Here is a 15,725-nt window from a genome sequence, read left to right as displayed (position 1 = left end):
ATCTCCTCCTCCTTCCGGGTGAAGGGGGCGGACCTAAGTCCGCCCCGACGAACGAGCGGACTACTTGGGCTCGGGGAACCGCTCGTTCTCAGCCCAGCGGACGACGACCATTTCGCCGCCCTCCCGGTAGCGGTTCCAGGCCTTGACCACGAACGCGGTGGCGAGGTTCTCCGGCAGGGTGGTCTTGGCGGCGCGGGCTTCGATCAGCCGGTTGCGCAGCGTCAGGATCGGGTGCTTCTTCGCCAGCGAGTCGCCGTCGGTGAGCCGGTCGAAGAACTCCTTGCACTGCTCGCCGTCCAGCTTGGCGAACAACCACCAGGTCAAGCCGATCGTGGACGGGCGCAGCAGTTTGACCCGCCGGTAGTGGCTCGCCGCAGTCGCCGCCATCCGGATGTCCGGGTTGTCGGCCAAGAAGTGGAACGCCTCCATCGCCGACGGCTGGAACCGCCCGTTGGTCGCGCGCACGCCCTTGCTCCACAGTTGGGCGCGGCGGATCACCGACGCGAGGATGGAGGCGTCGGTCTCGCCGTGGAAGGACAGCCGGTCGCCCATCGTGCGCTTCGCGCCGTCGTCCACGGTGTCGCGCGCCTGGTCGGGCAGGTTCGACACCACCAGCAGCCACGCCGCGACGCCGGAGGCGGCCAGGGCGTGGAGGCGGTGCTGCCCGTCCAGGAGAACCTTGGAGGCGCTGAAGCGGATGGCGTCGCCGTTCTCCAGGAACAGCGCGGCGATCATGTCCCGGCCCAGCCGGTCCACCATCTCCGCCCGCAGAGGACGGTTACCGGTGTTGAGCCCCAGCCACTCCATGGCCATCTCCGGAGTGACGTGGATCAGCTCGTACACCACCCCGGAAGGGGAGACGAAGGAGCGCGGGTTGTGCTGCCCGGTGACGGACTGGACCGCCAGCGACAGGTTCGGCGAAGCGTCCACGGGCGTCTCCTGGGGAGCGACGAAGGTTAGGCTTGGGATCGACATCGGGTGGTCCTCTTCCTGTTGTTGGGTGTTGGGGCGGGGCCGCCCGTGCTGTGGGCGGCCCCAGGTCGGGGCAGGGGCCTCAGGCCCCGTTTCGAAAGATCGCCGCCGCAGCGTCGTACTGGGCGAGTCGCCTGTCCTTCTCGGCGATCTGGGCGGTCAGGTCTTCGATCCGGGAGCGGAGCGCGGCGTTCGCGGTCTCCAACTCGGCGATCCGCTCCGCGGAACCTGGGTCCTGCCGAAGGCGTGCCGCCAGCAGGGCAAGCAACTGCTCGTCGGAGACCTCGCCGGACGGCTGGACGGCCATGCGGGTCACCTTCAAGCCGCCGTCGTTCCACGCGTTCGCCACCCACCACACGGGCGGGCTGGCGTCTTTGCGCTGGCATTTGGTGTGGCGGGTCCGCTCCAAGTAGCCCGCGACCTGCCTGCGGTACTCGGCGTCCCAACTGGCGAACTCGTCCATGACTTTGGTCAGCGCGCCATCCCACAGGACGCCGTCGATTCCGGCGTTGTTGCCGTACCGGTCGTTCTGCTCGGCGGCCTTCTCGCGGACGATCTCGAACAGGGCTTGGGCGTCACGCGCCAGATCTTCGGCAGGGCGGGAGATCTTGGCCACGTCTCGGACTCTTGCCACGTCGTCTACTTCCTGAGTCGGGGGGTTTGGGGGGTTCAGGTGGGCGAGGACTTCGCCGGCGCGGTCCCGCAGCAGCCGTGCGAGCGGTTCGGACTCGGGAGGGCCTGACACCTCCAACAGGCCGTTGCGGACCCGTATGGAGATCTCCTGCCGTTCGGCTGCGATCAGCAGGGAGCCGAGGTCCCAGTCACTCAGAGCTCGTTCGGTGAGGTCTCGTTCGGTGGGCAGACCAGAGACGGCGGCCACCATCGGGTTGGGCTTCTCGGCCAGTAGCCGCAACTCACGCCGGACCGCTGACAGGCTGTGCCCTACACCCGACGCTGGGATGGACAGCGGTGCGCCAGGCTTGGCAGGGTTGGAGACCTCCCACCTGTAGCCGACCCGCTCCGCTTTCAAGCCGTCGCGCTTGGCCTGGCGGATCAACTCGTCTACCTCTCGGCTCCCGCGCGTCACGACCGGCTCCGTTTGGCTGCCCAGTCGGCTTCGATCTCCGCCATGAGCCGCACCGTGTGCGGGTTAGGGACGTGACCCAACGCCTTGTGTGCGAGACGGTTCGACCTGAGGCATGAGGTGGTCTCCGCGATTTCGGCGAGCGCCTTTTCAAGCTCGTCTACGCGGGCACGGAGACGGTCGAGTTCGGTCACGACTCCACCTCCCGAGGGATGCGGCAACCGCACATCACGACGCCCTCCACCAGCCGCAACTCACGCCACGCGTGGAACGGGCAGCCCGCGATCAGATCCGGTCCGGGATCGTGGTTGGTCATGCCCCAGTGCGAGTTGTACGGGCCGCCCGAAGAGCGCATGGGGGTGACGACGCCGCAGACCAGGCACTTGCCGACGTTCCACGCCAACTCTTCGCAGAGCATGGTGCGCGAGCCGGGACAGCGCTTGGGCGCGGTCAGGCGGCGCGGCGAGAAGATGAGATCCGGACCGCCCTCGACCATCCATGCGTCTTGCCCGGCACCGACCGCGCGGCCATCGCAGGTGCCGCACAGAGCACTGCCGGGCGGGAGTTCTTCGGCTTCGGCGAAACCGGCCTCGACCTTGATGTGCGGTCCGCACCACAGGTTGTAGGAGACCCGATCTTCGCGCCTCGTGCCGGATCGCGGACGGTGCCAGCGCCCGTTGCGCGGGCCACGAATGAACCTTGGCCCGACCGCGAGTGCTTCACCCCACAGGTTGCGTGTCCACGGCGTGACACCCGAGGTGGTCAGCGGCGGCTCCAGGACAACGCTCACGGCTCCACCGGCCTAACAGGGATCCCAGCCTCATCGGCCAGCCGCGCTGTTTCGCTGGCCCCATGAGAGCCGTGCGGTTGCGGCTTGCGACAGTTGGGCTTCACGCAGTCGGCGACGAAAGCGACACACTCGTCGGCCCCCAGCACGACCATGCGGGCGTCACGATCGAGTCCCGCAGTCGGGCACCAGGTGCCGGACCGGCCACGCCGTTGACGGTGGGCGGGCTTGCACTTCGGTCCCGTGCAGTGATCCCAGTCGGCGGGATGGCGTTCGGGCGTGAACCCGAGTCCGGTCAGGATCTCGTCGGCCAGGGCGTCGGCTCCCTGCTTGCAGTCGCCGTGCACCCATTCGACTTCGCGGTCTTGTTCGGTGGCGTCGTGCCAGATGTCCAGGACGGTGGCCAAGATGGCATCGCGGTTGAGGTAGTTCCTGCTGCCGGTGAGCAGAACCCGATACGGCTTCGCAATCTCGCTCACGCGTCCGCCTCCTCGTCGAAGCGGATGCCGAACTCGTCGCGCAACTCCTTCTCGATGCGGACAACCTGCCGATCGATCTCGGCGAGGCGGTCGGCCACGGACACGACGGGCGCGGGCTCAGGCTTCACGCTCCGCGAAGCCGCATGGTCGGAGACCACGGCGGACAGGGCCTTGGCTGCGTCCCACAGTTTGATCAGCAGCAGGATCGTCAGGTTGAGCGGCCACGTCAGCGAGTAGTGCCACCATCCGCGCGCAGCCTGACGACGCAACCGGTCCACTGGGACGGGCTCAGACCTGATCGCCTCCACGTGCGCGGCGGTGTCCGCTTGGTAGCGGCGGTGGAATTCGCGGTCCCGCTCGTTCCGCACCGAGCGGAAGAGCTGGTGCCTGAGCCGAGTCGAGTCGTATTCCATTGCCCGCATGTGCGCGTCTTCACGCCATTCGGCGATCAGGAGATCCGTCTTCAACCGGACCGCTCGCGGGACGTAAAGCCAGTACCCGACAGCCATGTATCCGGCGACCCCGGCACCGATCAGGTAGGCGCTCACACGTCACCGCCGAGAAGTCGCAGAGCGGTTCGGAGAGCGTCTGCTTCAGCAGCTATCCACACCCTCGCTACGGGATGTCCGCTCGGGTCTGCTGCCGCGCGCTCTAGGCACGGCAGGTGGCGGGAGATCCGCTCAAGGTCGCCCGCGAGGTCGGCCAGCGGTTCGGGTGCCCGGGTGTCGGCGGTCATGCCGCACCCGCTTCGACTTGAGCGGCTTCGGCTTGCGCGGCCTTAGACCGCGCGTCGGCCTCTCGCCGCATCCACCTACGCCGTTCGGCGTCCCGCTCGTCCTCTCCCAGTCCCGCCCACACACCCGACCGTTCGGGATAGGACAGGGCGTGCAGGAGGCATTCCGTGCGCGCCCAGCAGCCGTCACAGACAGCCTTGGCCTTCTCTTCGCGGGCAGCCTTCTCGGCGGCTTTCTCGCCTTCGTGGCCGAAGAACAGGGCCAGCGACTCGCCACGACAGGCGGCGTCTTCCATCCACGCCAGCGACCCAGCGGACAGTCTGCGGACGGGCGGGCGACTCACCGGCCTGGGCACTACGGCCACCGGTGCGGGTGCTCCCGCTTCTCCTACGGGACGTCCCGACCCTGGGCAGCGGTCCTCCCGTACTGGGAGGTGTGAGGATCGCGGGTGCTCGTAGAAGGTGCCGTTCGACGAGAGCCGGACCTTGCGCTCGCATCCCGCACAACGCGCCGAGCGGTGGCCGTTGCCGGAGACCTCGATCGCGTACCGGTCATCTACCAGCCCGAGCGCGACAAGCATCTCCCGCGCGGCCGACACGTCCGCAGCGTGGCCGGGCAGGCTACACGGCGGGTCCGACATCCTCCGCCGCGTACAGCCATGCCGGTTGGCGGCGCGGCGCACGAACCGGTGCGCCGCCTCCATCTCTTCCGGCGTGGAGTTGGCGCCCTCCGTCAGCGCGACCGCTTCCGGGAAACGGGCGGGCGACAAGGAGCTCTGACGGTCAGCCACCGGACACCTCCGGCCACGCGACTTTGGCCAGCGCCCCGCGATGGAGTTGCGGCAACTCCACGACGGGATGCCCGAGATGGTCGAGCCCGGCCATTCGCAGCCAAGCCGCGTCTACCTTGTTGTTGTCCTTCTCGTCGATCCCCGTGCGCTTGAACAGCGCCATCCGCATGTCCGGCTTGTCCGCGCTGCCGCTGCCCGTGGCGTACTTCTTCAACGTCGCCGGGGGGACGACGGCGTACGAGATGCCCCACCAGTCCAGGTGGTAGACGATGTGCCACCACAGCCCGGCTGACTCGTGGTGGCCAGCACCGGACATCGACCCGTACGAAGGACCCTCGATCACCACCAGGTCCGCCGTCTTGGAGCCGTCGAACGGCATGGCCGGGTCGACGTGAGGGACGACCGCGAGGCGGATGTGATCGAACCGGGCGACGCCTCGCAGGTCCTTGGGGTCTACTCGGGCCAGGTCCCCGGACGCTGTGGCGATGCCGGTAGCGGTGAGGGACAGATCAAGCCCGACCACGCGGGGAGTGCTCACGTGCGCGCTCCTTCGGGAGAGTTGGACCGCGGGTCCGCGCTTAGAACCGGGACTAGAACCGGTTCGGAGATCTGCTCCGTACCGGCGGCGGACCCGCGGGGATTGAGGGCGAGGCGGATCACGCGTCCACCTCGCGGAGGGAGTGCAGCCATTCGGCCGCTTCGGCGATGTCGTCGTCGGTGATCCCGCGCATCTCGTCGGTGACGATCGCCTGGAACGGACCCACGTTCGGATGGTCGGCAAGCCAGCGGGAATCCAGCACCGTCAAGTCGTCGTCGAACCACACGAAGGGGCGGCGATTCACGAACGCGGCGACGGCCGGGAGTTTCCAGGTCCCGCCCGGCGGCTCGTCCTCGGGTGTCAGGTGGACGTCGATCACCGGCAGTTCGGGCAGTGCGAGCAGCGGGCCGACGGTCTTGTTGGCGTCGTAGGTCCATGCCGTCGCCCACACCAACTCCGCCCCGGTCTCGTCGGCGAGTTCGAGCAGTTTGGGGCCGTGCCCGGGGTTGAGCAGCACGTTGACCGTTCGGCCGGAGAGCATGCACTTGTACGCCTGGAAGCCGGGGGCGGGACCGCCGAGCCGATTCAGGCAGCCATCGATGTCCAGCAGGATCAGCGGGCGGGTCACGGCGTCGTCCCCCAGGCGAGAAGGAACGAAGAGGCCGCGATGACCGCCAGGCCAGCCGCCGTGATTGCCCACACCGCGAGCGCGCCCTTCCAGCCGAGCGCTTTGACCATGAAGGTGCCGACGGTGACGAACAGGGCGGCCAAGAGCGCGATGCCGAGCCAGAGCGCGAGTTCCTTGGACATCACTCACCACCCGCAGGGATAGGCGTCAGCGTGAACCGCCACACCTGGCCGAGAACGCTGCGGGCATCAGGCTCGCCCTGGTCTCCGCAGGGAGCGCACACGAGAGACACGCGGCGGCCGTAGGTGGGGTAGTGGACGGCGAAAAGCTGGACGGCTGTGCTGTTACGGCACCACTCACAGGTGAGCGGGGAGTCCACGCCCGGCGAGTCTGAGCCTTGGGAGTGAGCCGAGTCCTTCGTAGTGGGGTTGTGGGTCACTGGGACTCACCTGCGTCCTTCGCGTCAAGAGCGGCGAGGATGACGCGACCAGCGCGAGCCCACGTCCCCCGAGCGGTTGGCGGCTTGCCGTAGCCGGGAGGTGTCGCGGCCATCTCGTCGGCGGCCTTACGGACTCGCGCGACGATGACTTCGGCCTCTTCGGCTCGGGCGAGTGTGGCGATGAGCGCGTCCATGAGTTTCGCGTCGGAGATTTCCGCCTCGCCGTCGCAGGACATGCCCCCGCCGACGAGGCGGCCGGTGCACACCCAGCAGTGGCCGCAGGGCTTACGGATGCTCACGACGCCTGCATCTATGAGGCGCTGGGTGCGGTCGTCGAAGACGCTCACTCCGCCCCACCCGCTTCGGTGGAGAGCGGGTAGCCGTCATCGGTCAGCGGCCCCGTGTACTGGGTCCCGCACTTGCCGCAGTAGCAGCGCACGCCGAAGTCGTCGTCCACGACGTCGTCGTAGGTGTGATCGCAGGCGGCGATCTTGGCGCTGTGCTCATCGGTGCGGTCGCCAATCGGCTTCCGCAGCTTCTCGACCTCAGCGCGGAGCTTCTCCATCTCCTCGTCGCGGACAGCCAGAACGGCGTCACCCATGCATTCCACGCAGCGGGGGCGCTTCTCACATTCGGCCTGGGCGAGGGCTGCGGCGAGGCGCTTGCGGTAGTCGTCGGTCATCAGGACTCACCCGCCTGCTGCTTAGCGGCCAGGTAGTCGATGGACTCCTTCATGGACGGCTCGTGGCCGAGAGCGGCGGAGACCTCCTTGCGGACGCGGCGGCCGAGCTTCTGCCAGCCGGGCGGCAGGAACATGGCGTGGTCCTCGCCGAACAACTCCTTCTGGCGGTCGTGCTCGGCCTTGACGTCTTCGACGGTCAGGCCGACCAGCAGAGCCAATCCGGCGTCGGTGATGACCGGTTCGCCTTTGATGTAGCGGTAGTACGGGCTTGCGGGCTGCCGCTTTCGCTTGCGTGCCATCAGAAGTCTCCGGGAGCGACTTGGAGAACGGTCAGACCTAGGTCGCGCCACATCTGGACCACCGAAGACCGGTCATCCAGAACACAGGCGACGTCGTAGACGTCCCTGACGTGCTCGTCGAAGAGTTCGGCCTTGACGATGTAGTCCTTGCGCTTGTCGGCGGCGGCCCGCATGTGAAGGCCCGCGTACGGCACGCCGACGTGAGTGGACAGCCATTCGGCCGTTGCGTTGCGGCACACGTCCGAACGCCCCGACATGAAGACGATCAGGCGACCAGCAGCCGCCAGCGCCCGGACAACGTTGATAACCGGCGCGTTCGGGATGTCTTCGTGGACGCGCGTCTCATCGAAGGGCGAGCGGTCCACCATCAGCGCCACCGTGCCGTCGATATCGACCAGAACAGCCTTCGGCGTGCCCGGCTTCGGCTCGTACGGCTTCGGCTCTCCGGGCTCGTCGGTGCACTCCTCCGGCAGCGGGAGAGGCAGCGTCCGGCCCTTCAGGAACCGTCCGTGCATGCTGCGGATGACGTCTTCGCCTACCGTGCGGTCCCGCTTGGCGTCCCGTTCGATGCAGGTGTCCAGCGGCGTACCGGTGAAGTCAGCGATCTCGAAAGTGCCTCCGACCCGCTTCGCCAACTTGGCGAGATCCCGCGCCGTCCGCTGCGGCAGGTTCGTGTCATCCGAAACCACGTCCACGCCCTTGCGCAGTAGGGCCAAGATCGCAGCGTCCCGGACGGCGATGATGCGGTGTTCGGTGACTCCAGCCACCCATGCGCCGTCATGGACCATGCCGCGCAAGGAGTCGCGATTTACGCGGGCGCGGGCAGCCTGGTCTTCGGCCACCCAGCGGGTAGCCCAGTAGGTTTTCCCCGAGCCAGGGAGTCCCCGGCAGATGATGAGGTGGCTCACGCGGTGTCCTCGGAGAAGTTGACGGGACGACGGTCACCGGACGGGCGGAGCGACTTCCAGATCGCCGGGTACGGGTCCTTGCCGTCCAGCAGGTTGAACAGCCACGCGCGCTTCGCGGTGTCGTCCACGTACCGGCTGATGAAGATCGCGAACTCTTTGCGCTGCCAGCCGTCGGCGTGTGCCTGGTCCAACTTCTCCCGGACGTTCCCGTAGGTCGTCTGCGTGGACCACAGGCGCATCTCGGCCTGCTCGCGGAGTTCGACGGCGAGATCGCGCACCCACTGGTGGAACTCGTCTGGCAGCGGCTCGCACAGGTCCGCGATCGTCCGCCCGTTGCCGAGCGCCTCCCACACGATCCGGGCGTTCAAGCCGGTGATGACCTTGTGGAGTTCGACGTAATCCGACTGCTTGATCTTCACCATCTGGCCGGTCTCGACCATGCGGACCACGAGACCTTCAGCACCGGCGCGCGGCGGCATGGCCAGGGCTTCGCCCAGGGTGGCGGCCACGAACACGTCTGCCGATGGGCCGTCCCAGCCGGGGATGTCCTGGGGTCCGAGGACCTGCCGGTTGGCCATGTCCACGCCACCGAGCAGGATCAGATCGTCCAGGCCGCCGTAATCGCAGACGATTCGGTTCTCCGGGAACACGATCTCGAACAGTGCCGTCACGCCCGATGGCGGCTCGAAGCCCTTGTAGCGCTCGTGAAACAGGTCGGTCGCGTGCTTGGCCTGGTCGCTTGTGAACGAGCCGCGCGTGGCGATCGACCAGCCGACCGGCGTCGGGTAAAGGATGCCGAGCGAGCCATCCATCTTGTCCACGACCACGGCCTTGCCGTTCAGGTCGAGCGGCCCCGTCTGCTCCTGGCCATAGTTGAAGAATTTTCCGAAGGGTAGAGCGCGGACCCATCCGGAGTCGTCCACGATCAGGCCACGGCAGGCGAGCGTGACGTCGTTCCACTCCTGTGCGAACTGGGCGCGCTCCGTGTAGTTGTAGATCTTGAGCGGCTCGTCAGGGTGGACCTGAACGCGGACGAAACCGTTCTCGATCGCTTCGTCAAGATCGCACGGGTCGAACAGGTCGGCAATGTGCAGACGCGTCATGACTGGTCACCTTCAAGGGGAAGTTCGGGCCAGCCCATCGGCTCCACGGCCACCTGTAACTGCGCGGCCATCAGGACTCGCCGCCAAGGAGGGAGCCCTGCGAGTCGCGCCCGGTCCAGACGCGGGCTAGCGACTCTTCCGCGCACCGCACCTCTGCCCTCGCCTTGTAGATCTGCTGGTGGGCGCGGCGGGCCATGTCGAAGAGGACGGCGGGGTCGATCCCGTCCTCTATGACCCAGCGGTTCAGTTCGTCCCCGTACTCGCCGCAGCGGTCATCCCAGAGGTCGCGCGCGACCGCATCGGCGGCCTCTTCACCGACCAGCGCGATCAGACTTCTGAGCAGGAACGTCATTCTGAACGCGTGACGCGACCGATGAAGCGCCTCTTGCCAGTCGATCGGGCCAGTCCGGGAGTCGAGTTTGTATCGAAGGAGATGCTGCACCAAGGCATCTGCGGCGTAGTGCTTGGCCATGGAGCGGGCAGTGACCGACTCGACCTCTTCGTACAGGGGAGCGACATCTTCAAGGAGGACGAAGTCTTCGTCGTACTCGTGGGCATCTGCCTCTTCTTGGGCGTGTTCCCGGTGCCGTGCGAAGGCGTTCCAGATCTGCACGCCGAGTGGCGGGCTGGCGGCAAGTGCGCGGTGCTCCCGCATCAAGCGCTGATCGAGTTCGGCGTCGGTCAACTGCGGCATCGGCAGGTCGCTGGCATAGGCGACGACCGAATCGAAGTCGGCTCCGCCGAAGTACTCCCGACCGCTAGCGGCAGGCCAGCGCTCCGCGCAGAAGCCGATGAGTGCGGTTTCGTTGTCGAGGTATGTGTGGTGCCCCGGCGAGAACCATGTGCGCGTGATCTCCACATGGTGCTGGGCTGCGTCTTTGCGGTGCGCCGCGAGCCGCTTCGTCGTGTCGTTAGTCCTGCCCACCTTCACCACGCCAGAGGAGAACTCGATCGCGTAGATGCAGTTCTCGTAGTCGCGACGCCACTTCGCACGACGCTCCTGATCCATGACACTCCCTTTGACTCCGGCTTCCATGCGAACGTTGTTCGCGAACAGTGTCGACGCTATCGGGATTGGGTGACAGATGCCAACTGGGTTCGCGTCCTTTGGGAGCGCACGATGTTGTGAGACCATGCGCCCATGGCGAAGGAAGAGATCCCGGAGTTGCGGCAGCTTCGCGACGACTACGACCGCGCACGCGCGGCTCTCTTCGCGGGCATCCGCAAGCACCTTGCTGCGGGGCGTGGCCCGTCTGAGATCGGCCGTAGCGTCGACTGGACGCGCGAGTACATCGCCAAGATCCGTGATGGCAAAGTCCAGTCCTGACGCCGCATCCCCGACTAGCCCGCTCACGACGCCACCACCAGCACCACGACGACCACAGCAAGAACGACCGCTCCCACAAGCGCGGCGTATGCGGACAGCGAGGCCGAACACCTCCACCAAGGGCAGTCGCAGGCGAGTTCGTCGTCTCGGTCGCGAGGCTCTACCACGGCGTCTCCCGGCGGTCTCGGTAGACGACCTCAACCTCTTCCGTCATGGCCGCGATAAGCCGCCCGCCCATCGCCACGTCGTCCAGATCCGAGTGCCACACCATCCCGGGGGCTTGCTTGGCGTGCTCGTCCACGGACGCGCCGGCGAGTTCGTTCTCCAACGCTTGCGTGGCCGCTCGCAGCCGTCCGGTGTAGTCGCCACCGGACAGCACCCAGCGGGCAGCATCCACAGCGGCGGCGATCTCTACCGGGTCTTCGGACTGGTGGGCCGCATCGACGGCCTTCAAGGCGTCCAGCGCGGCGTCACGTTCACGCTCGGCGTCCAGCCGCGCCTTGGCGTGCTCGGCCAGCGTCGCCATCTGCGGCCGTGGGCGCTCGGCTCCAACGACTACGCCGACGATGACGCACACCGCACAGGTCAAGGTGAAGACCAGAACGGAAGCCCAAGAGCCGTTGGTGAGTCCGACGAAGACGAGGGCGCACAGCCACGCCGAGAAGCCGAGAGAAGGCATGTAGGGCTTCACTTGGCACCCGCCAGGAGTGCGCGGGCCACACCGATGGGACGGTCGAAGCACCAGCAGTCCTCGCCGACCGCGCCGTTACAGGTGTCGTGAAGTTCGTCGTGCTTGACTTCGGCGTCCCAGGTCTTCGCCGACCGCTTCAGCCAGCCGGAAGTCTGCGCGGCCACCTCGGGAGTGAACAGCGCGGCCAGACGTCCGCCAGCACCGCCCATCGCGTTGTCCACGCCCTGCGCCCAGTTGCCGCCCTGCCAGTACGGGCTGCGGACTTCTTCGGCGATGAAGTCGCGGACGCGGGAGTCGATCAGGTCTGCGGCGGCGCGCATCTCCTGCGGCGGGGTCATGTTCGTGTCCATCCGCGTCAGCCGTACTGCGCGCAGAGAAGCCAGCCCGGACGCTCCTGAGTAGGAGTCATGTCCAGAGCGCGGCAGGCGGCGTCAAGCTTGGCGTCCCAATCGGACGCGGCGGCTTCAGCGGTCAGCGCGGCCAGATCGACGGGGATGCTGCCCCAGTCGACTTCGACCACTTTCGCGGCGAGGACGACCGCTCCGGGCTCGTAGGCGTACCACTCGAAGTCCACACCAAGACGGGCTGCGGCTTCCTTCTCGCGGGCGAAGTAACCGTCTGCCCGCCAGTCCGTCTCGGTGAAGCCGACGGAAGCCAGCAGCCGCTTCTCCGCTTCGGTGATGAAGTCGCGCTCTTCGGCGTCCTCGTCGTCCCAGTCCTGCGAGAACCACGACAGTTTCAGTTCGCCGTCCTCGCTGACCTCCTCGATCTTCCATTCGCTGCTGCCGTCTAGGTCGTATCCGTAGATGAGTTTGGCGGTAGGTGACTGTCCCATTTCGGTCTCCGTTAGGTTGATGGCGGAGTCCCGCCTGCTTTGGTCGGGCGGGACTCCGCGAAGGGCTAGGTCTGGTTGGCGATCAGCTGTTGGAGCGTCTGGTGCCAACTCGCTTGGACGTCCACGTCTCGGATGGCGTCGGCTATGCCAGAGCGGAGACGCTCGTTCTCAGCGCGGGCTCTGTCCCGCTGCTCAATCAGCAGCCAGACATCAGCGACGACACCCGCCCCCGCCCCGTCGCCTTCTCCGCTGCCGTGGGCTTTGTCCAGTACCTCTTGGATCTCCAGGTACAGGGAGGGAGAGAACGAGAGACGCATCGCGGTCCGTAGGCGGTCCACTTCGGCGACCAGATCGGGCACATCACTGCGAGCGCCAGCGATAAACGCGCCATCGGCGAAGTGATTCGACCCGCTGGCGACCTTCTCCACCAGGTAGTAGCCGATCGTGTCGGACCACACGCTCACGTCCACTTGGCCGTGTCCGTGGTTGTCCACGACGGACTCCCACGGTCCGGGAGTGGCAGCCGCTTCCCTCGCGCGGATCCCTTCCAACCGCTTGGGGCTCATGGGCTCAGTGCTCACGGGTCTTCTCCTCCATGGCGTCCTGGTTCATGTCGTCCAAGCGCTGGCGGAGGCGAGCCAGTTCGGCGCGCATCGCGGCGGCCTCTTCAGCGGTCGGGATGTCGTCCTCAGGCCACACCAGCCGCACCTCTACACGGACCGCTTGGCCGTCGCGGATCGCCACCCGCCACAGGTCGCCTGTCCTGATTGGCGAAGATGCTGTCCTTGATCAGCCCCCACGGGATAGGCGGGCTGATGGCGATCTCGCCGTCGTAGCGCGTGTGGTTGCCCATCAGTTCGCCACCTCCACCGGCTTGCGTGCTTCTGCCAGTACGTCGGCAGGGATGTAGTCCAGGGAGTCGGCGGGCGCGTCCGGGCTGGTTAGGTCGTACTCGCAGACCAGGGCCACCGCCGCCGCCCTGTAGTTGTCCCGCTCGGCACGCACCCGGCGAAGCCGCTCCGTCCCGGTCCACATCAGCACTGAGGCGGGAGCGGCGAAAGCGAACGCCCACCAGGTGTCGAGCGGGATCCACGACCAGCCGGCGAGTGCGACGACCAGGCCCAGCAGCGGGGACAGGTCTCCCGCTACGGTCCGCCACGAGATGCTCGCGGTCATCGCTCCGCCCTCCCGCTCTGGGAGTGGAGCGCGATCAGGTGCCGGAGATCGACGACGAGCAGCGCGAGCGACCCGGCAGCGGCAGCGCCGAAGAAGTAGGCAGCCGCCGCCACGTCATTGGATGCGGCGAGTAGGCAGACGAAGACGTCGGACGGAATGCAGGCGGACCAGAAGGCGACCCAGAGCCCAGCGGCCCGCTTCGGGGTCAGCCAGCCGGGGCGCTTCACAGGACACCGCCCAAGCCGAGCCGGGCGCGTCCCGACTCCGTGAGACCCCAACGGATCACCGAGTCCCGGTCGGCGCCGATGCGGATCGTCGACCCGTCCCGGCAGTCCCACCCCGTGTAGTCGTTCCAGGACTCCACTGATGCCCAGCGGCCATCGGTAAGACGCAGGATCGCGGTCAACTCCAGTTCGGAGCCGACAGGGTCACCGGGCTTCCACGGCTGGTCGTGGTAGGAGATGGCGTAGCAGTCCACGGCGGCTACGTGGGCCACCGTGATCGGGTCGGCGGCGACGGACAGCGGCTCGGCGGTGCCGGTGTCGCGTGCACCGACCTCGATGGAGGACTGCCAGTCTCCGGCGCTGCTGCCGTCGGGGATCCACGGGTAGTTGTTGCTCACAGCGCACCGTCCAGCGCTTCGGAGAGTTCCATCCGTGTGGCGTCGTCCATTGCCAGCAGCACGGCGTTGCCGTTCACGTCCCAGGCTCGGAGCGCGAGCGCCCCTAGGTTGTCGTCCACCTCGATGCGGAAGTTGTGGACGGCGATCTTCACCGGTTCCGGCTTAACGACCGGGTCGCCGGTGACGGCCGAGATGACCAACTCGTCGTTGGTGGCGGGACGGACCATGATCGCCGCGCCGTCGTCCTTGGCGGCTGCAAGTAGGAACGCCTCGGCTGCCTCTTCGGCGTCCATCGGACCTGACTCGCCGACATCGCGGCCGACCAGCGGGACCGGTTTGCCGTCCGCGAGTACCCGGTACTTGCCGTGGCCAGTGGCGCGGGGCAGGACCAGCAAGCCCTCATCGAGCAGGCAGTCCTCAAGGTCGATCACGCTGTGGGTGACCGGACCTTTCTCCGGCTTTCCGTCCAGGTAGGCGTTGAGTGCCGCCTTGACGCGCCCGGCCTTCTGCGCCCAGTACGACTTCTCGCGGGGCTTGTCGTTGAAGCTTTGGGGGCGGCCGTACTCGTCGTCGTAGTCGTGGCTCATCGGACATCACCCGACCGCATGGCCTCGATCAGACGAGCGCTCGGGTGCACCTGGGAGCGGTCGCCTTCACGCGCCCTGTCCGCTCCCAGTGCCGCCCGCACGTCGGCGGGCAGGGTCACCCCGTGGACGGACAGAGCCGATTCCAGAGCGACTACGGCCGGGATCTCGCCCGGCATGCCGCCGACCCAGAACACTTCGATCTCGTCGTCGAACTCCTCGCCGGAGGCGGGCGGGTCGAACGCCATCGCGAAGAAGGTGCTCAGAGGTGCGTCCCATCCGACTGTGGTCACGCGACCGTCCGGGGAGTCGGGGGCGTTGGGGATCTTGTAGCGGCTCACTGATCGTCTCCGTTGCTCTGGTTGGGGAGTTCGTAGGCCAGGTGTGCGTCCGGTACGGCCTGCTCGGTCATGCGGCGCTTGCCCTTGGGGCAGCCGTTGGCGAGCCAGCGGACCGTCTTCACGGCGGACCTGAGCGCGCTCACGACGCCACCGCCTGCTCCCCGAGATCCGCCACCTCGGAGTCGGGGCTGTCGGGGTCGCACGTCGCGCCGAAAGAGTGGGTCGCACCGCGCGGATTGGTCGGCGACGCCGGAACCCGCCAGACGGGCTGGCCGCATCGGATGCAGTGCCCGTCCGGCTGGTTGTCCGCGAACGGGTCAACAGCGGCGATACTGCCCGTCTCCGGCGCGCCGTTGCCGTTCCAGGTGGCAGAGTGGACAACCCTGTCACCCTGCGAGGTGTCGAGCGTGGCCTGCGAGCCGAGACGCTGCCGGTACCGGTCAGCCGTCCCGTCCAACTCGGCGAGGATCGTGTCCGTGGAGTCGATCTCTTCGTGCATCGCGGCCACGAACCGCTCACATTCGGCGCGGGCCTGCTCGATCCGCAGCCACATGTCGGCGCGCTTGGCGGCTACGCGCTCCCGCTCGCCTTCGGCCTGCTGGAGAAGGAGGCGGAGGTCGTTGGCGGCGTTGGCGGTCAAGGCTTTAGGCCCCGGTAGCGGCTGCTGATCGGTCGGGTAGGGATGGACGCTGGTCTTGGACATGAC

Annotated in this window: 29 protein-coding genes; 1 reads left to right on the top strand and 28 read right to left on the bottom strand. The window is 67.3% G+C overall.

What is annotated here, in order from left to right; all coding sequences use genetic code 11:
- Positions 1-60: 60 nt before the first annotated feature.
- The 16 genes from ABGB08_RS14740 to ABGB08_RS14665 all read right to left on the bottom strand — a co-directional run bounded on the left by ABGB08_RS14740 (position 61) and on the right by ABGB08_RS14665 (position 10,452).
- Positions 61-930, bottom strand: coding sequence for a hypothetical protein (locus ABGB08_RS14740; protein WP_347590446.1), 870 nt, complete (start codon positions 928-930; stop codon positions 61-63).
- A 124-nt stretch (positions 931-1,054) separates the two neighbouring features.
- Entirely contained in the window at positions 1,055-2,059 is a 1,005-nt protein-coding gene (locus ABGB08_RS14735) for a hypothetical protein (RefSeq protein ID WP_347590444.1), read from the bottom strand.
- Positions 2,056-2,250: a hypothetical protein gene (locus ABGB08_RS14730; RefSeq protein WP_347590442.1), complete on the bottom strand. Its 195-nt coding sequence runs from the start codon at positions 2,248-2,250 to the stop codon at positions 2,056-2,058. The genes ABGB08_RS14735 and ABGB08_RS14730 overlap by 4 nt, the downstream gene beginning before the upstream one ends.
- Positions 2,247-2,846, bottom strand: a complete 600-nt coding sequence (locus ABGB08_RS14725; RefSeq protein WP_347590440.1) for a hypothetical protein — start codon at positions 2,844-2,846, stop codon at positions 2,247-2,249. Before ABGB08_RS14725 ends, ABGB08_RS14730 begins: the two co-directional genes overlap by 4 nt.
- Entirely contained in the window at positions 2,843-3,322 is a 480-nt protein-coding gene (locus ABGB08_RS14720) for an SLOG family protein (RefSeq protein WP_347590438.1), read from the bottom strand. The genes ABGB08_RS14725 and ABGB08_RS14720 overlap by 4 nt, the downstream gene beginning before the upstream one ends.
- On the bottom strand, positions 3,319-3,870 hold the full coding sequence (locus tag ABGB08_RS14715) for a hypothetical protein (protein ID WP_347590436.1): 552 nt from the start codon (positions 3,868-3,870) through the stop codon (positions 3,319-3,321). The genes ABGB08_RS14720 and ABGB08_RS14715 overlap by 4 nt, the downstream gene beginning before the upstream one ends.
- 184 nt (positions 3,871-4,054) lie before the next feature.
- Complete coding sequence (locus tag ABGB08_RS14710; protein WP_347590434.1) at positions 4,055-4,846, bottom strand: WhiB family transcriptional regulator; 792 nt, start codon at positions 4,844-4,846, stop codon at positions 4,055-4,057.
- Positions 4,839-5,384 (bottom strand): hypothetical protein, encoded by a 546-nt coding sequence (locus ABGB08_RS14705; RefSeq protein WP_347590432.1) that lies wholly within the window; start codon positions 5,382-5,384, stop codon positions 4,839-4,841. Before ABGB08_RS14705 ends, ABGB08_RS14710 begins: the two co-directional genes overlap by 8 nt.
- A 118-nt stretch (positions 5,385-5,502) precedes the next feature.
- The gene (locus ABGB08_RS14700; RefSeq protein ID WP_347590430.1) at positions 5,503-6,012 is read right to left on the bottom strand and encodes an HAD domain-containing protein; all 510 of its coding nucleotides are present in this window, start codon (positions 6,010-6,012) and stop codon (positions 5,503-5,505) included.
- Positions 6,009-6,194 carry a hypothetical protein gene (locus tag ABGB08_RS14695; RefSeq protein ID WP_347590429.1) on the bottom strand — a complete coding sequence of 62 codons (186 nt, stop codon included), beginning with the start codon at positions 6,192-6,194 and terminating at the stop codon, positions 6,009-6,011. Before ABGB08_RS14695 ends, ABGB08_RS14700 begins: the two co-directional genes overlap by 4 nt.
- A gap of 253 nt (positions 6,195-6,447) precedes the next feature.
- On the bottom strand, positions 6,448-6,798 hold the full coding sequence (locus ABGB08_RS14690; protein WP_347590427.1) for a hypothetical protein: 351 nt from the start codon (positions 6,796-6,798) through the stop codon (positions 6,448-6,450).
- Entirely contained in the window at positions 6,795-7,133 is a 339-nt protein-coding gene (locus ABGB08_RS14685; protein WP_347590425.1) for a hypothetical protein, read from the bottom strand. The genes ABGB08_RS14690 and ABGB08_RS14685 overlap by 4 nt, the downstream gene beginning before the upstream one ends.
- Positions 7,133-7,432, bottom strand: coding sequence for a hypothetical protein (locus ABGB08_RS14680; RefSeq protein WP_347590423.1), 300 nt, complete (start codon positions 7,430-7,432; stop codon positions 7,133-7,135). Before ABGB08_RS14680 ends, ABGB08_RS14685 begins: the two co-directional genes overlap by 1 nt.
- Positions 7,432-8,340: an AAA family ATPase gene (locus tag ABGB08_RS14675; protein ID WP_347590421.1), complete on the bottom strand. Its 909-nt coding sequence runs from the start codon at positions 8,338-8,340 to the stop codon at positions 7,432-7,434. The genes ABGB08_RS14680 and ABGB08_RS14675 overlap by 1 nt, the downstream gene beginning before the upstream one ends.
- Positions 8,337-9,443, bottom strand: coding sequence for a hypothetical protein (locus tag ABGB08_RS14670; protein WP_347590419.1), 1,107 nt, complete (start codon positions 9,441-9,443; stop codon positions 8,337-8,339). Before ABGB08_RS14670 ends, ABGB08_RS14675 begins: the two co-directional genes overlap by 4 nt.
- 70 nt (positions 9,444-9,513) lie before the next feature.
- Positions 9,514-10,452, bottom strand: coding sequence for a GIY-YIG nuclease family protein (locus ABGB08_RS14665; RefSeq protein WP_347590417.1), 939 nt, complete (start codon positions 10,450-10,452; stop codon positions 9,514-9,516).
- A gap of 132 nt (positions 10,453-10,584) precedes the next feature.
- Here ABGB08_RS14665 and ABGB08_RS14660 point away from each other — a divergent pair, with 132 nt between their 5' ends.
- Positions 10,585-10,770 carry a hypothetical protein gene (locus ABGB08_RS14660; RefSeq protein WP_347590415.1) on the top strand — a complete coding sequence of 62 codons (186 nt, stop codon included), beginning with the start codon at positions 10,585-10,587 and terminating at the stop codon, positions 10,768-10,770.
- Positions 10,771-10,930: 160 nt separating this feature from the next.
- Here the strand turns inward: ABGB08_RS14660 and ABGB08_RS14655 are convergent, their stop codons facing one another.
- From ABGB08_RS14655 to ABGB08_RS14600, 12 genes are all read right to left on the bottom strand, one after another.
- Positions 10,931-11,449 (bottom strand): hypothetical protein, encoded by a 519-nt coding sequence (locus tag ABGB08_RS14655; protein WP_347590413.1) that lies wholly within the window; start codon positions 11,447-11,449, stop codon positions 10,931-10,933.
- Between the two features lie 8 nt (positions 11,450-11,457).
- Positions 11,458-11,811: a hypothetical protein gene (locus tag ABGB08_RS14650; protein WP_347590411.1), complete on the bottom strand. Its 354-nt coding sequence runs from the start codon at positions 11,809-11,811 to the stop codon at positions 11,458-11,460.
- A gap of 5 nt (positions 11,812-11,816) precedes the next feature.
- Positions 11,817-12,296 (bottom strand): hypothetical protein, encoded by a 480-nt coding sequence (locus tag ABGB08_RS14645; protein WP_347590409.1) that lies wholly within the window; start codon positions 12,294-12,296, stop codon positions 11,817-11,819.
- A gap of 65 nt (positions 12,297-12,361) precedes the next feature.
- Entirely contained in the window at positions 12,362-12,877 is a 516-nt protein-coding gene (locus tag ABGB08_RS14640) for a hypothetical protein (protein WP_347590407.1), read from the bottom strand.
- Positions 12,867-13,040: a hypothetical protein gene (locus ABGB08_RS14635; RefSeq protein WP_347590405.1), complete on the bottom strand. Its 174-nt coding sequence runs from the start codon at positions 13,038-13,040 to the stop codon at positions 12,867-12,869. Before ABGB08_RS14635 ends, ABGB08_RS14640 begins: the two co-directional genes overlap by 11 nt.
- Before the next feature lie 108 nt (positions 13,041-13,148).
- Positions 13,149-13,472: a hypothetical protein gene (locus ABGB08_RS14630; RefSeq protein ID WP_347590403.1), complete on the bottom strand. Its 324-nt coding sequence runs from the start codon at positions 13,470-13,472 to the stop codon at positions 13,149-13,151.
- A complete protein-coding gene (locus tag ABGB08_RS14625; RefSeq protein WP_347590401.1) occupies positions 13,469-13,699 on the bottom strand; it encodes a hypothetical protein in 231 nt (76 codons plus the stop codon). Before ABGB08_RS14625 ends, ABGB08_RS14630 begins: the two co-directional genes overlap by 4 nt.
- Positions 13,696-14,094, bottom strand: a complete 399-nt coding sequence (locus tag ABGB08_RS14620; RefSeq protein WP_347590399.1) for a hypothetical protein — start codon at positions 14,092-14,094, stop codon at positions 13,696-13,698. The genes ABGB08_RS14625 and ABGB08_RS14620 overlap by 4 nt, the downstream gene beginning before the upstream one ends.
- Positions 14,091-14,681: a hypothetical protein gene (locus ABGB08_RS14615; RefSeq protein WP_347590397.1), complete on the bottom strand. Its 591-nt coding sequence runs from the start codon at positions 14,679-14,681 to the stop codon at positions 14,091-14,093. The genes ABGB08_RS14620 and ABGB08_RS14615 overlap by 4 nt, the downstream gene beginning before the upstream one ends.
- On the bottom strand, positions 14,678-15,019 hold the full coding sequence (locus ABGB08_RS14610; protein WP_347590395.1) for a hypothetical protein: 342 nt from the start codon (positions 15,017-15,019) through the stop codon (positions 14,678-14,680). The genes ABGB08_RS14615 and ABGB08_RS14610 overlap by 4 nt, the downstream gene beginning before the upstream one ends.
- Positions 15,016-15,162: a hypothetical protein gene (locus tag ABGB08_RS14605; RefSeq protein WP_347590393.1), complete on the bottom strand. Its 147-nt coding sequence runs from the start codon at positions 15,160-15,162 to the stop codon at positions 15,016-15,018. The genes ABGB08_RS14610 and ABGB08_RS14605 overlap by 4 nt, the downstream gene beginning before the upstream one ends.
- Positions 15,159-15,722: a hypothetical protein gene (locus ABGB08_RS14600; protein WP_347590391.1), complete on the bottom strand. Its 564-nt coding sequence runs from the start codon at positions 15,720-15,722 to the stop codon at positions 15,159-15,161. The genes ABGB08_RS14605 and ABGB08_RS14600 overlap by 4 nt, the downstream gene beginning before the upstream one ends.
- Between the last annotated feature and the right edge of the window lie 3 nt (positions 15,723-15,725).

The sequence above is a fragment of the Acrocarpospora sp. B8E8 genome (genome assembly GCF_039871605.1).
GTDB lineage: Bacteria > Actinomycetota > Actinomycetes > Streptosporangiales > Streptosporangiaceae > Acrocarpospora > Acrocarpospora macrocephala.
Note: the sequence above shows the minus strand (reverse complement) of the source record. Positions and strands in the feature narration are given on the sequence as shown.

What these genes read in the sequence shown, in the direction of transcription:
- ABGB08_RS14660 (WP_347590415.1), top strand. Translation starts at nt 10,585, where the DNA reads ATGGCGAAGGAAGAGATCCCGGAGTTGCGGCAGCTTCGCGACGACTAC.
- ABGB08_RS14650 (WP_347590411.1), bottom strand. Translation starts at nt 11,811, where the DNA reads ATGGACACGAACATGACCCCGCCGCAGGAGATGCGCGCCGCCGCAGAC.
- ABGB08_RS14600 (WP_347590391.1), bottom strand. Translation starts at nt 15,722, where the DNA reads ATGTCCAAGACCAGCGTCCATCCCTACCCGACCGATCAGCAGCCGCTA.
- ABGB08_RS14685 (WP_347590425.1), bottom strand. Translation starts at nt 7,133, where the DNA reads ATGACCGACGACTACCGCAAGCGCCTCGCCGCAGCCCTCGCCCAGGCC.
- ABGB08_RS14695 (WP_347590429.1), bottom strand. Translation starts at nt 6,194, where the DNA reads ATGTCCAAGGAACTCGCGCTCTGGCTCGGCATCGCGCTCTTGGCCGCC.
- ABGB08_RS14630 (WP_347590403.1), bottom strand. Translation starts at nt 13,472, where the DNA reads ATGACCGCGAGCATCTCGTGGCGGACCGTAGCGGGAGACCTGTCCCCG.
- ABGB08_RS14665 (WP_347590417.1), bottom strand. Translation starts at nt 10,452, where the DNA reads ATGGATCAGGAGCGTCGTGCGAAGTGGCGTCGCGACTACGAGAACTGC.
- ABGB08_RS14655 (WP_347590413.1), bottom strand. Translation starts at nt 11,449, where the DNA reads ATGCCTTCTCTCGGCTTCTCGGCGTGGCTGTGCGCCCTCGTCTTCGTC.
- ABGB08_RS14615 (WP_347590397.1), bottom strand. Translation starts at nt 14,681, where the DNA reads ATGAGCCACGACTACGACGACGAGTACGGCCGCCCCCAAAGCTTCAAC.
- ABGB08_RS14645 (WP_347590409.1), bottom strand. Translation starts at nt 12,296, where the DNA reads ATGGGACAGTCACCTACCGCCAAACTCATCTACGGATACGACCTAGAC.
- ABGB08_RS14670 (WP_347590419.1), bottom strand. Translation starts at nt 9,443, where the DNA reads ATGACGCGTCTGCACATTGCCGACCTGTTCGACCCGTGCGATCTTGAC.
- ABGB08_RS14680 (WP_347590423.1), bottom strand. Translation starts at nt 7,432, where the DNA reads ATGGCACGCAAGCGAAAGCGGCAGCCCGCAAGCCCGTACTACCGCTAC.